This window comes from Kitasatospora sp. NPDC001664 (assembly GCF_053596675.1).
Genome location: NZ_JBSFGS010000001.1, coordinates 274,667 through 287,432 on the forward strand (window position 1 = coordinate 274,667; position 12,766 = coordinate 287,432).

General features: G+C 74.6%; 14 protein-coding genes. 11 read left to right on the forward strand and 3 right to left on the reverse strand.

The window, feature by feature from the left end; translation table 11 throughout:
- Positions 1-66 precede the first annotated feature (66 nt).
- The 3 genes from ACWCYY_RS01350 (at position 67) to ACWCYY_RS01360 (ending at position 1,999) form a co-directional block, all read left to right on the forward strand.
- On the forward strand, positions 67-588 hold the full coding sequence (locus tag ACWCYY_RS01350) for a TetR/AcrR family transcriptional regulator (protein ID WP_449794732.1): 522 nt from the start codon (positions 67-69) through the stop codon (positions 586-588).
- Positions 589-601: 13 nt separating this feature from the next.
- Positions 602-958 carry a hypothetical protein gene (locus ACWCYY_RS01355; protein ID WP_345280149.1) on the forward strand — a complete coding sequence of 119 codons (357 nt, stop codon included), beginning with the start codon at positions 602-604 and terminating at the stop codon, positions 956-958.
- Positions 959-1,063: 105 nt separating this feature from the next.
- Positions 1,064-1,999 (forward strand): DUF389 domain-containing protein, encoded by a 936-nt coding sequence (locus ACWCYY_RS01360; RefSeq protein WP_345280148.1) that lies wholly within the window; start codon positions 1,064-1,066, stop codon positions 1,997-1,999.
- A 19-nt stretch (positions 2,000-2,018) separates the two neighbouring features.
- Here the strand turns inward: ACWCYY_RS01360 and ACWCYY_RS01365 are convergent, their stop codons facing one another.
- The 3 genes from ACWCYY_RS01365 to ACWCYY_RS01375 all read right to left on the reverse strand — a co-directional run bounded on the left by ACWCYY_RS01365 (position 2,019) and on the right by ACWCYY_RS01375 (position 4,511).
- Complete coding sequence (locus ACWCYY_RS01365) at positions 2,019-3,197, reverse strand: MBL fold metallo-hydrolase (RefSeq protein WP_345280303.1); 1,179 nt, start codon at positions 3,195-3,197, stop codon at positions 2,019-2,021.
- A gap of 189 nt (positions 3,198-3,386) precedes the next feature.
- On the reverse strand, positions 3,387-3,842 hold the full coding sequence (locus ACWCYY_RS01370) for a MaoC family dehydratase (RefSeq protein ID WP_345280146.1): 456 nt from the start codon (positions 3,840-3,842) through the stop codon (positions 3,387-3,389).
- Positions 3,843-4,076: 234 nt separating this feature from the next.
- Positions 4,077-4,511, reverse strand: a complete 435-nt coding sequence (locus ACWCYY_RS01375) for a pyridoxamine 5'-phosphate oxidase family protein (RefSeq protein ID WP_449794733.1) — start codon at positions 4,509-4,511, stop codon at positions 4,077-4,079.
- A 180-nt stretch (positions 4,512-4,691) separates the two neighbouring features.
- Between ACWCYY_RS01375 and ACWCYY_RS01380 the strand changes: the two genes are divergently transcribed.
- The 8 genes from ACWCYY_RS01380 (at position 4,692) to ACWCYY_RS01415 (ending at position 12,748) form a co-directional block, all read left to right on the forward strand.
- Complete coding sequence (locus tag ACWCYY_RS01380) at positions 4,692-5,534, forward strand: hypothetical protein (protein WP_449794734.1); 843 nt, start codon at positions 4,692-4,694, stop codon at positions 5,532-5,534.
- Positions 5,535-5,667: 133 nt separating this feature from the next.
- A complete protein-coding gene (locus tag ACWCYY_RS01385; RefSeq protein WP_449794735.1) occupies positions 5,668-6,273 on the forward strand; it encodes a hypothetical protein in 606 nt (201 codons plus the stop codon).
- A complete protein-coding gene (locus tag ACWCYY_RS01390; RefSeq protein WP_449794736.1) occupies positions 6,267-7,220 on the forward strand; it encodes a hypothetical protein in 954 nt (317 codons plus the stop codon). Before ACWCYY_RS01385 ends, ACWCYY_RS01390 begins: the two co-directional genes overlap by 7 nt.
- Before the next feature lie 74 nt (positions 7,221-7,294).
- Complete coding sequence (locus ACWCYY_RS01395; protein ID WP_345280136.1) at positions 7,295-8,032, forward strand: SAF domain-containing protein; 738 nt, start codon at positions 7,295-7,297, stop codon at positions 8,030-8,032.
- Between the two features lie 73 nt (positions 8,033-8,105).
- Entirely contained in the window at positions 8,106-9,341 is a 1,236-nt protein-coding gene (locus ACWCYY_RS01400) for a hypothetical protein (protein WP_345280134.1), read from the forward strand.
- Positions 9,331-10,899 (forward strand): CpaF family protein, encoded by a 1,569-nt coding sequence (locus tag ACWCYY_RS01405; RefSeq protein WP_345280133.1) that lies wholly within the window; start codon positions 9,331-9,333, stop codon positions 10,897-10,899. The genes ACWCYY_RS01400 and ACWCYY_RS01405 overlap by 11 nt, the downstream gene beginning before the upstream one ends.
- A complete protein-coding gene (locus ACWCYY_RS01410; protein WP_449794737.1) occupies positions 10,899-11,870 on the forward strand; it encodes a type II secretion system F family protein in 972 nt (323 codons plus the stop codon). The genes ACWCYY_RS01405 and ACWCYY_RS01410 overlap by 1 nt, the downstream gene beginning before the upstream one ends.
- A complete protein-coding gene (locus ACWCYY_RS01415) occupies positions 11,867-12,748 on the forward strand; it encodes a type II secretion system F family protein (protein ID WP_449794738.1) in 882 nt (293 codons plus the stop codon). Before ACWCYY_RS01410 ends, ACWCYY_RS01415 begins: the two co-directional genes overlap by 4 nt.
- Positions 12,749-12,766: the final 18 nt, after the last annotated feature.

Genomic DNA, 12,766 nt, shown 5'->3' on the forward strand with positions numbered 1-12,766 from the left:
AGGTGGAACAGGTTTCAGGAATGTTCGTTCTTGACTGACCGTTCCTTTACTCCTAGGGTTTCCCGCATGGGACGACCACGCGCGTTCGACGAGGACGAGACCGTCCGGGCCGCCGCCCGGGTGTTCGCCGACCGGGGTTTCGAGGGGACTTCGGTGGACGACCTGGTGACGGGCCTCGGGGTGCACCGCAACAGCCTCTACAAGGTCTTCGGCAGCAAGCGCGGCCTCTACCTGGCCGCCCTGCGCCGGCACCTGGACGAGGAGGTGCTCCCCGGCGCGGCGGCGCTCACCGCCGCCCCCGGCCTCGGCGTGGCCCTCGCCCGGGCCGCGGCCGCCTTCGACGACGGTCCCGCCGCCGGGCTGCTGCTGCTCGCGGCCGCCGAGCGCGCCCCGCACGACCCCGAGGTGGCGGCCCTGGTCGAGGAGGGGCTGACCGCCCTGGAGGCCGCCCTGGCCGCCCACCCGGAGGCCGGGCCCGACCTGGCCCCCGCGCTCGCCGCCACCGTGCTCGGCGTGCGGCTGCGCCGCTCCGGGAGCGGGCCCGCGCAGCTCGCCGCGCTCGCCCGTCGGATCACGTCAACCAGCTGAAGGAGTCGAGGAGATGGCAGTGGTATCGGTGGCCGACGGCGTCCTGACCGTCGAGGTCGAGGGGTGGGACCGGTTCTGGGCGCTGAAGAGCCGGATCGAGATCCCGCTCCGGCACGTCCGGGGCGCGACGGTGGACCCGGGCATCCTGCGCGAGCCCAAGGGGATCAAGGCCCCGGGCACCCACTTCCCCGGGGTGATCGTGGCGGGCACCTTCCGCCGGGACGGCGAGAAGGTGTTCTGGGACGTGAAGAACCCGGAGAAGGCCGTGGTGATCGAGCTGGTGGAGGAGGCCTACGCCCGACTGGTGGTCGAGGTGGCCGACCCCCGGGCCACCCTCGCCCTGGTCGAGCAGGCCCTGCGGACGGTCTGACGACCTGTCGACCGCCCGGAGTACGGCGCCGGACCTGACGGCTCGTCCGGTCCGGCGCGCGGCGGGTGCGGCGCCCCGGTGCGCCACGCCCTAGGGTTGCGGACCATGCTGCATCTGCGTCTGATCGTCCCGCACGACCTGCGGGACGCCGTCCTCGAACACCTCGACACCTGGGCCGGCGTCACCCACGTGGTGCTGCTGCCGGACGCCGCGCTGCGCCCCGCCGGGGACGTGGTGCTCTGCGACGTCGCGCGGGAGGCGGCCGACGAGGTGCTGGCCGGGCTGCGGGAGCTGGGGCTGGCCGAGCGCGGGGCGATCGACGTGTCGCCGCTGGAGCTCACCATCTCCAAGTCCGCTGAACGGGCCGAGGAGCTGGCCCCGGGCGACGGTGCGGACGCGCTGGTCTGGGAGGCGGTCTCCGAGATCACCCACGAGGAGTCCACGCTGAGCGTGGTCTACCTCGCCTTCATGGCCCTGGCCACCATGCTGGCCGCCTGCGGTGCGGTGCTGGACAGCGCGATCCTGGTGGTCGGCGCGATGGCGGTCGGCCCGGACTTCGGCCCGCTGGCCGGGCTCTGCGTGGCCCTGGTGCGGCGGCGGGCCAGGGAGGCGGGCCGTTCGCTGGCCGCCCTGCTGGTGGGTTTCGCGGTGGCCATGGTGCTCACCGCCGGGTTCTCCTGGGTGATGGACCAGCTGGGGCTGTTCAGTCAGGCCGCCTTCGACGCGGAGCGGCCGAACACCTCCTTCATCTGGAAGCCGGACGCGATGTCCTTCGTGGTCGCGCTGCTGGCCGGCGCGGCCGGGGTGCTCTCGTTGACCTCGGCCAAGGCGGGGATGCTGGTCGGCGTGGCGATCTCGGTCACCACCGTCCCCGCCGCGGCCAACGCGGCGGTGGCCTTCGGCTACCGGGACTACGCGCAGGCGGCGGGGTCCGGGGTCCAGCTGCTGCTCAACCTGCTGGGCATCGTGCTCGCCGGGGTGCTCACCCTGCTGGCGCAGCACTGGGCCTGGCGGATCATCAGGGCCCGGGCGGCGGCCTGAGCCACCACGGCCGCTGCCCTCAGACCGTGACCCCGTCGTCCTCCGCCCGGCGGGCGGGCCGGGCCGGTGCGGGCTGCAGCCCTTGCGGGACGAACAGTTCGGCGCCGCGCGGCATGGCCGCCACCGCGCGCCACCAGAGCCGGACCGGCGGTGGTTCGGCGGGCTCGAAGGGCTTGCCGGGGCGCGGCACCACCAGGCGGGCGCCCAGCGCCTGGGCGGCGCTGACGGTCCGTTCGGCCGGCTCCTCCCAGGGGTGCGGGGCCAGGTTGAAGGTGCACCAGTGGATCGGCAGCAGCAGCTCGCCGCCCAGGTCCAGGTGGGCCCGCACCCCCTCCTCGGGGGTCATGTGCACCTCGGGCCACAGGTCGCTGTAGGCGCCGATCTGCACCATCGTCAGGTCGAACGGCCCCAGCCGGCCGCCGATCTCGGCGAAGCCGGGGAAGTACCCGGTGTCCCCGCTGTGGAACACCCGGTGCTCCGGCCCCGCCACCACCCAGGAGGCCCACAGCACCAGCGGGTTGTTCCGCGGCCCGCGGTTGCAGTAGTGGCGGGCCGGCGTGGCCGTCAGGGTCAGCCCCGCCACCTCGGCCGACTCCCACCAGTCCAGCTCGGCGATCCGGGACGCCGGGACGCCCCAGTGCTCCAGGTGCGCGCCGATCCCCAGCGGCACCGCGAAGGTGGTCCCGGTGGCGTCCAGCGCCCGGACGGTCGCCAGGTCGAGGTGGTCGTAGTGGTCGTGCGAGATCACCACCACGTCCACCGGCCCGAGTTCGGCCAGCGGGATCGGCATCGGGTGCAGCCGCTTGGGCCCGGTCCAGCCGAACGGCGAGCAGCGCTCGCTCCACACCGGGTCGAACAGCACCCGGCGGCCGTCGATCTCCACCAGCACGGTGGCGTGGCCCAGCCAGGTGGCGCGGAGCCCGGAGCCGGGCGGCTCGGCCAGCTCGATCGGGAGCAGCCGGTGCAGCGGCACCGCCGCGGCCGGTGCCCGGCGGTGCCGGCTGGCCGCGAACTGACCCCGGTTCAGCTCCAGCCGGTTGCGGGTCCTGGCCAGCCGGCTGGTGGGCACCGGATTGCGGAAGGCGCCGCCCCGGAAGTTGGGGGAGTTCCTGATCCGGGCCAGCCGGGCGCCGGTGGGCTCGGCCCCGAAGGGCTCGGTGCGGATCCGGCGCCAGGCGTCACCGGGCAGTTCCAGCAGCGGCGCGGTGCCGGTGCCGAGCGCGGCGGTGAGGGCGGCGACCCGGGACGTCCAGGCGACGGGGCTGGGCACGGCACCTCCATAAGCGGTTCTGTCCGTCTTGTCGGACATTACCGGCCGGGCCCCGCACCCACCCGGCGAGACGGAGCCGTACGCACCGTTCGGCGTAAGCGGTGGCCTGACGGTGGGTCAGGCGGCGTAGAAGCGGGTGATCGTCTCGGCCACGCAGTGCGGCTTCGGGCTGCCCTCGCTGGTGATCGTGTACCGCACCAGGGCCTGCACCCCGCCCGGCACCTCGGTCGCGGAGAGCAGCTCGGCGGTGGCCCGGACGGCGGTGCCGACCGGCACCGGGGCGGGGAAGCGGACCTTCTCCGAGCCGTAGTTGAGCGCCATCCTGATGCCCTCGACGGCGTAGCACTCCTTCGCCAGCACCGGGATCAGCGACAGCGTCAGGTACCCGTGCGCGATGGTCCCCCCGAAGGGGCTCTCCTTCGCCCGCAGCGGGTCCACGTGGATCCACTGGTGATCCCCCGTCGCCTCCGCGAACAGGTCGACCCGGCCCTGGTCGATGGTGTGCCACTCGCTGGTGCCCAGCTCGGTGCCGACCGCTGCGGTCAACTCGGCGAGGGAGGCGTACGTCGTCACGGCTGCTCCTGACGGAAAGGGGGACGGAACACCGGCAGAGTATGCCTACCCACGGGTCACTTGTCAGCGGTGGATCGCGAGGGACGAAGGTGGTGATGCCAGGGGCGCGAGGAACTGCGCGAGTACGGAAGGCGGCCCAGTGCTAGATCGGGGCAGTCGAGCCAGTTGCACGCGCTGCCGTTCCCCAGCGCGCAGTTCCTCGCGCCCCTACGGGGCGCAGCCCCGTGCGCCGGCTCAGCCCCGTTGGAGCGCCTGCCCCGCAGGGAGGACGCGGCGTCCGCTGACCAGCTCCGGGGCGATCCGGACGAACATCGGCTGCTGGCCGCTGCTCACCCAGGGCATCGGCCCGGTCCGCAGCAGCTGCCGGACGGCGGCCTCGTCGCGGACGACCTCCGCGCGGCCGTGCACCAGGACGGACCAGCCGGTCCGGGTGGAGGGGTCCAGGTGGTCGGCCTGGAAGGCGGCGACAGTGCCGTCGAGGGCGCGGCTGACGGTGGTGCCGGCCCGCAGGCCGAGGACCAGGGTGCCGTCGGGGGCCACCTCGAAGGCGACCGGGAGGACCGCGGGGAGGGCGTGCTCGGTGTACACCACGCGCCCGATGGGCACGGTGCCGAGCAGGCGCAGGCACTCGGCCTCGCCCAGGGTCTCCACTCGCTCGTCTCGGTCCATGTACCCGATGGTGCCGCTTCGGACGGCCCGTCAGTAGGGCCCATGGTCCCGCGATGGTCCCTGACCTGCGTGGACCCGCGTCATTCCGGTCGAAACGGCACGCGCGACGAGGGCGGCCGGATAGCTTGTGCGGCGGGGCCGGCGCACGGCGGCGGTGGTGGTGGGCAGGGAGGGATGCCGGTGAGCGGCGGGATCGAGTTGGTGGTGATCGGCGCGGACGGCGGGCCGGAGCGGGCCCACGCCGGGTCCGCGCGGGCGGCCGACGGGGCCCGGCGGCTGGCGGCGGAGCTGCCCGGACGGTGCTTCGACGCGGGGGCCCGGGGGAGCCGGGTGACCCTGGTGGCGCCGGAGGCGGACGCGAACGCGATGCTGACGGCGCTGCGGGCGGCGGCCCAGCGTCCGGCCCGGTGGCTGGTGGTCGCGCTGCTGGGTCAGCTGGTGGCGGACCCGCGCGGGCGGCGGCTGGCACTGGTGACGGGCGGGTCGACGCCGGACAACGCCTACCGGCGGGGGCTGGCCTGGGACTGGGTGGTGAGCACCATGGTGCACGGGGACCAGGAGGAGACCCTGCTGCTGGTGGACGCCGTGGCCGACAAGGACGCCTGGGGGGCGCTCGAACGGGGTGAGGAGGGGGCGGGCGAACTGTTCTCGCACTCCCGGGTGCCGCTGTGGGGACGGGTGGCGCGCTACCAGCCGCCCCGGCGGGGACGGGACACCGTACTTCCGGGCGGGGAGGGCTCGTTCACCTGGGCGCTGGACCGGGTGCTGGAGCACGGCCTGCCCGGGGCGCCCGCGGCGGTGGCTCCGGCGGACCTCCAGCCGGCCGTGGAAGCCCAGCTGGCCTGGGCGGAGAGTGCCTACGGGGCGGCCGGGGCGCGGCTGTTGGCGCCGGGGGAGCAGGGGAGGCTGCTGCTCCGCAACCGGGCCGCCGTCCGGGGCGCATTGGCCGGATTGTCGCTTTCGGAGGAACTGTTGGCGGTTCTGTGGCGGGAAAGTGCCCCAATGGATCCGCCTTCCGCGTAAGGTCAGGACGCCCGAGGTGTTGCCGGGCAGGGGCGGGTTGGCGAAGAATCAATCCCCCGAAGCAGCACCAGGGGTGGCGGATTTCTTCTGCGGCGGCGGTCCCTCGCGGGGCGGGCCGCGACGAGGTGGGGCGATGCGGCAGCACGGAATTGTGGTGCGCCCAGGGAGGGTTGGGGCCGGCGGGGCACTCCTGCTGCTCCTCACCGCCTGTGGCCAGAGCGGGTCCGCCGACCGGCTCTCCGACGTCTCCGCCGCCCCAACTGCTCCTGCTGTCACGGCAACCGCCACCGTGGGGGCCTCCGCCAAGCCGATGACCGGTCTCGAAGGGGCCAACGCCACCGTGGTGTTGGCGGCCTACCGGACGTGGTGGGACACCAGGACGGCTGCTTTCGGACAACCGGAGGCGGACGTTCTGCCGCTGAGGCTCTCCTCGAGCGGACAGGCGCTCAGCGACACGATGGTCACCCTCACCGAGCTCTCCGAGGCGAAGAAGGTGATGGTCGGGGCGCCGCGCAACGCGCCGCTGGTGACGGCGGTGGACCTGGAGGCCAAGCCCCCGACCGCCACCGTCGAGGACTGCATCGACGTCACGGACTGGCACCAGGCCGACGCGAGGACCAGGGCGACGGCGGAACCGAAGAACCGCCTCACCCGCTACACCGCGAAGGTCACCCTGCGCAAGACCGAATCCCGTTGGCAGATCGTCGAATTCATCCGCGAGGTGGGCCGAACATGCTGAACGGCGTCCGACGGAACGCTCTCCGAGCCCTGCTGGTGACCGGCCTGGTCACCGCCCTGTCCAGCCCGGCGGTCGCCGACGAGCCGGGCGGCACGGTCGACCCCTGCGAGGTGCGCGACATCTGCATCGTCGTCACCGAGCCCGGTGGCGGCGGCAGTACGACCCCCGGCCCCGGCACCCCGGGCGGCGGCGGCAGCGACAACGGCGTCCCGCTCTGCACCTGGAACGGCGTCGACCGGCCCTGCTGGGACCCGAAGCTGGGCTGGTTCAGCAAGGACAACGGCTGCTACTACCAGCCCGCCAACCCGCAGCCCCCGGTCACCGCGGCGGTCTGGGGCGGCAGGACCCCGGCCGACGGCGCCATCTACGACGTGGTCTGCCGCGACAAGGACGGCAACCTCTCGGTCTGGCCGCAGCAGTTCTTCCCGCAGCCGCCGATCCCGATGCCGGTCTACGACAACCCGGCCGACCTCGCGTCGAAGGCCGTCGCCAAGCTCCGGCTGCTCCCGCCGGACATGCGCACCGCGCCGGCCGGCAAGGCCGCGGTCGGGGTGCCGGTCTGGCTCTGGTACGAGCGGAGCGAACGCAGCTCCGGCCCGGTCAGCGCGGAGGCCAAGGGGAACGTGCTGACCGTGACCGCCCACGCGGAGCTGGACCACGTCGAGTGGACCACCGGCCTCGGCGAGCAGCCGGTCAGCTGCAAGGGCCCCGGCACCCCGTACACGGCCGGCTCGGGCGCGGTCACCTCACCGGACTGCCAGTACGTCTACGGCAACAGCTCGGCCGGGCAGCCCGACGGCAAGTACTACGTCGCGGCCACCGCGGTCTGGAAGATCACGGCCATCCGCGAGGACACCAAGCAGCGGGTCAGGCCGGACTTCCTCTTCCGGGTGCCCGCCCTCGCCCCGACGCCGGTCGACGTGGCCGAGGTCCAGCTGCTCAACTGACGCGGCCTCACCTCGCCCCGCGCACCGGTCCCCAGGACCGTCCCCCGACCCCCCGTACGAAAGGCCGAAGCCCGGTGGAGCAACGAACCTTCCCCACGCCGAGCCCCGGCATCACCGTCCCCGCCGCCGAGGCGGCCCGGGTGGCTCCGCACGCGCCGCCGCGCACCCTGCGGGCCAGACGGCGGCGCCCGGCGGTGATCGCCATGGCGGTGGCCATGGTGGCGGCCGGCGGTCTCGGCGGGGCGGTGCTCTACAACTCCACCGGGCAGCGGATCGCGGTGCTCGCGCTGGCCCGGGACGTGCCCGCCGGACAGGCCATCGCCCCCGAGGACCTGGTCGTGGCACGGATCGCCTCCGACCCCGCGCTCAAGCCGCTGGACGCCGCCGACCGCTCCCGCACCATCGGGCTGCGGGCCTCCCGCGACCTCAGGCGCGGCGGGCTGCTGCTCAGGGCCGACGTCACCGGCGAGTCCCTGGTCGAGCCCGGCCAGACGGTGGTCGGCGTGGCGGTCAAGCGCACCCAGCTGCCGAGCACCCGGCTCAACCCCGGCAACCGGATCGTGGTGGTCTCCACCCCGGACAACGGCCCGAACGGGACCGTCCGCACCCCCGAGACCATCCCGGTCAAGGTGGTCGCGGTCGGCAAGGTGGACTCCGACGGCAGCCAGGTGGTCGACGTGGCGCTGCCGCTCGCCGACGGTCCCAAGCTGGCCGCCTGGGTGGCCGGCGGGCGTCTGCAGATCATCCTGGCCCCGCGCGACGGAGCGGCCCCGGCCGCCCCGACGCCCTCCCCGAGCGGGAGCGCGGGCTGATGGGCCGTCACCTCGGGACGGCCGCCACGGCCCGCCCCGCCCGTGCACCCGGGGTCGGCCGGGGGGTGGTCCCGTGGCGGTGATCGCGCTCGTCGGCGGTCCGGGCGCCCCCGGAGCCACCACCTCGGCGCTGGCCCTGCTGCTCTCCTGGCCGCTGCACCCGGGCCGCCGGGTGCTGCTGGTGGAGTGCGACCCGGACGGCGGCGCGGTGCTGGCCGGCGCGCTGGAGGGCCGGGTCGAGGCGGTCTACGGGCTGCGCAACCTGGCCGTCGCGGACCGCCGCGGCCTGCTCGCCCAGGCCCTCTGGGAGCAGCTGGTGGACATCTCGCCGGACGGCACCGGGGAGCGCCTGCTGCTGCCCGGCCTGACCGACCCGGCCCAGGCCCCCGGCCTGGCGTACACCTGGGAGCCGCTGGTGGAGGCGCTGCACGCGCTCGAACCCCAGGGCTACGACGTGCTGTTGGACCTCGGCCGGTCCGGCGCGTACGGGCCGGGCGCGGTGCTGGCCCGGCGGGCCGACGCGGTGGTGGTGACGGTGCGCAGCACGCTGCGCGGCCTGAGCTCGGCCCGGCCCCGGCTGGCCGCGCTGCGCGAGGACCTGACCCAGTCGGGCAGCGGCCCGGACGCGCTGGGCGTGCTGGTGGTGGCCGAGGGCCCGTACCCGGCCGCGGAGATCGCCCGCGAGTTCGGCGTGCCGGTGCTCGGGGTGCTCCCGCACGCGCCGCGCACCGCCCGGCTGCTCTCGGACGGCGGCGACACCGGGGATCGCCGGTTCGTCCGCTCCGAGCTGATGCGCACCGCCCGTTCGGCGGCCGACCAGATCCAACTGCTCGTCAGGCGCCGTCGGCAGCGCCTGGCCCCGGCCGCCGTACCCGGGGCTGTCGAACCGCAGCACCCGGGGCCGGCGCTGCCGTCCCCCGACCAGGAGTCGCACCCCTTGGCCTACCAGCAGCCCGGCGTCCCGCAGCCCGGCGTCCAGCCGCCTCCGTCGCAGGCCCAGCAGCCGTACCCTCAGCACGCCTACTCCCAGCAGGCCCACTTCCAGCAGCCCCAGCAGCAGGGCTACACGCTCGGCCCGCACGCCCCCCGGCAGCAGCCTCCGCAGGCCGCCTACCGCCAGGCCGCGTTCGCCGAGCCGGGCCGCCCGCCGGCCCACCCCACGTCGGTGTCACCGGGCGCTCCGGCGGACGGCCGGCCCGGCCCGGTGGTGCCCGCGCCGCCGGTGCCGCAGCCCGCCGCCCCGGAGCCGTTCCGGGCTCCGGCCGAGGCCGACCCGCCGACCTACGGGCAGGTGCTCCGTGCGCGGTAGCCCCCTCCACGACCCGCTGCAGAAGCCCTCGGCCGACCCGGCCGGGCTGCCCTGGACCACCGCCCAGCCGGTGATACCGCATGCGGCGCCGGTCGGTCAGTTCACCTCCGGGCCGGTCAGCTCCGCCGCCGCGCAGGCCGCTCCGGTGCCCGCCATCGAGCCCGTCGGGGTCCGCCCGGCGGTCGACCAGCAGGTCGCCCGGGAGCTCAAGCGCCAGGTCGCGGCCGAGCTGCACGAGCAGCTGGCCCGGCTGAGCGACCTGTCCGGGGTGGAGGCCGACCGGGCCACCCGGCGCCAGCGCGGCCGCGCGCTGATCGACGAGGTGGTGGCCCGCTGGTCCGACGCCTACGCCCAGACCCACGGCATCCCGCCGACCAGGGAGCAGGACCGGGCGCTGGCCGAGGCCGTCTACGACCTGCTGTTCAGGGCCGGGCGGCTCCAGCCCTACCTGGACGACCCGGAGATCGAGAACATCCTCATCAACGGCTGCGACGACGTGTGGATCTCCAAGGTCCACCAACCGCTGCGCCAGGTACCGCCGGTGGCGGACAGCGACGCCGAGCTGATCGAGCTGCTCCAGGACCTGGCCCGCCAGCACGGCGGCGGCGAGCGCAGCCTGTCCACCGCCAGCCCGATGCTGGCGCTGCGGCTGGAGGGCGGCATGCGCCTGCAGGCGATGACCGAGGTGACGCCCCGTCCGTACGTGGCGATCCGCCGCCACCGGGTGGCCTCGGCGACCCTCGCGGACCTGGTCCAACTGGGCACGGTGGACCACACCCTGGCCGCCTTCCTGGCCTCGGCGATCCGGGCCCGGAAGAACGTGATGATCACCGGCACCCAGGGCGTCGGCAAGACCAGCCTGCTGCGCGCGATGGCGGCCGAGATCCCGCCGGACGAGCGGGTCGGCACCCTGGAGTCGGAGTTCGAGCTCTGGCTGCACACCCTCGGCCACCTGCGCCAGGTGGTGCCGATGGAGGCCCGGGAGGGCAACGGCGAGCGGGTGGACGGCAAGGTGGCCGGCGAGCTGACGATCGGTGAGCTGATCCCGGCCGCGCTGCGGATGACGCTGTCGCGGATCATCGTCGGCGAGGTCCGCTCCGGCGAGGTGGTGCCGATGCTGCGGGTGATGACCAACGGCGAGGGCGGCTCGATGTGCACCCTGCACGCCCGTGGCCCGCAGATGGTGGTGGACCGGATCGCCGAGCTCTGCCTGGAGTACGGCGCCCACATGACCGACACCCTGGCCTACCGGCTGACCGCCAACGCGGTCGACCTGATCGTGCACGTGTCGATGGTGGACGAGACCGCGCTCGGCGGCCGCCGGCACCGCTTCGTCTCGCACGTGATGGAGGTGACCGGGATCGGCGAGAGCGGCCGTCCGGCGCTGAACACCGTCTTCGGCCCGCGCCCCGACCTGGGCGAGCCCCGGGCCGTGCCGCACACCCCGCCGAACTGCCTGGACGACCTGCGCCGGGCCGGCTTCGACGCGGGCCTGCTGTCGTCGGCGTACGGCAGTTGGGGCGCCCCGCTCAACCTGCGGATCGGGGGCGGTCGCTGATGCTGCTCTTCGTGCTCTGCGGACTGCTGGTGGTCGGCGGCCTGGTGCTGCTGGTGGTGGGGCTGCGCGGCGTCGACCGGTCGGAGCAGGACGCGGCCCGGCCCCTCGCGAGCCGTCTCTCCAACCGGACCAGGCGTCAACTCCCGTTCCAGGTGCTGGCGTTCGCCGTCGGCACGGTGCTGGTGCTGCTCTCCGGCCGTCCGCCGGTGGTGCTGGTGCTGGTCGCCCTGGTGGCCTTCGGTCTGCCCTGGCTGTACGGCGCCACCAAGGCCGACATGCACCGGATCGAGAAGCTGGAGGCGCTGGCCGAGTGGACCCAGCGGCTGGGCGACGTGCTGCTGCTCGGCGTCGGCCTGAACCAGGCCATCGTGACCAGCCGCCGGACCGCTCCGCCCGCCCTGGAGGCCGAGATCGCCGAGCTCAGCGCCCGCCTGCAGTCCCGCTGGCGGCCGGAGGAGGCGCTGCGGGCCTTCGGCGACCGGATCGCCGACGCGACCGCCGACAAGGTGCTGGCCGCCCTGGTGCTGCGCGCCGGGGACAGCGGCCCGGGCCTGGCCCGCACCCTCGGCGACCTGGCCGGGTCGGTCCGCGAGGAGGTCCGCCAGCGGCGAGCCATCGAGGCGGGCCGGGCCACGCACCGCACCACCATCCGCTGGCTGCTGGTGATCATCCTCGGGGTGCTGGTGGTCGGTGTGCTGAACGACCGTTACGTCCAGCCGTACGGCACTTTCCTGGGGCAGATGGTGTTGCTGGTGGTGCTGGTGCTGTTCGTCCTGGTGATCGCCTGGATGAAGAAGCTGGCCACCCAGCCGCAGCTGCCCCGGCTGCTGGAGCCCGACCGGCGGAGCAGGACCGGCGCGGTCCGGCTGCCCGCCCCGGACGGGCCGGACGTCTCGCCGGCCGGGACGCAGCCGACCACCGGCGCGCCCGTGCCCGCCGTCCCCTCGCTGTTCCGGAAGGAGGCCCCGTGATCTCCCTCTGGTCCGTCCTGGCCGGTGCCGCGGTGCTCGGTGGCATCGCCCTGATCGCCTCCGAACTCAGGCCCGCACCACCGGACTTGGCGCAGGCCCTGGACCGGCTGCACCGGGTTCCGACGGATACCCAGGAGCTCGGGGGCCGGGCCGCCTGGGCCGACCGGATCGGCGCCCGCTCGATCCATCTGGCCGGTGCGCGCATCCCGCACCAGCAGCTCGCGCTGATCGGCCGCACCCCGGCCCGCTTCATGGCGCACAAGCTGCTCTTCGGCCTGATCGGACTGATGACCCCCGCCTACCTGGTGCTGTTCACCACCCTGATGGACGTCCAGCTGCCGCTGCTGGTTCCCGTGCTGGTGGGCCCGGGGCTGGCCCTGCTGGGCTGGCTGGTGCCGGACGCCATCGTCAAGGGCGAGGCCAAGGAGGCCCGTACCGAGTACCTCAACGGGATCGCCGCCTACCTCGAACTGGTCGCCCTGGAGCGGGCCGCCGACCTCGGCCCGGCCGAGGCGCTGCGGCGGGCCGCCGTGGTCGGCCGATCGACCGTGCTGCGCCGGATCAGGGACGCCCTGGACCGCGCCACCACCGACCGGCTCCCACCCTGGGAGGGCCTCGACGCCCTCGCCACCGAACTCGGTCTGACGCCCCTTCAGGACGTCGCCGACATCATGCGGCTGTCCGGCACCGACGGGGCGGCCGTGTACGACACCCTCCGGGCCCGGGCGAAGAGCCTGCGCGACGAACTGCTCGCGGAGGACCTGGCCCGGGCCAACACCGACAGCGAGCGGATGGTGGCGCCGGGAGCGGCGCTCACCCTGCTCATGACGGTGCTGATCGCGTTTCCCGCGCTGTACCAGATGCTCAACTTCATCTAGCCGCCAACCGTAGACCCT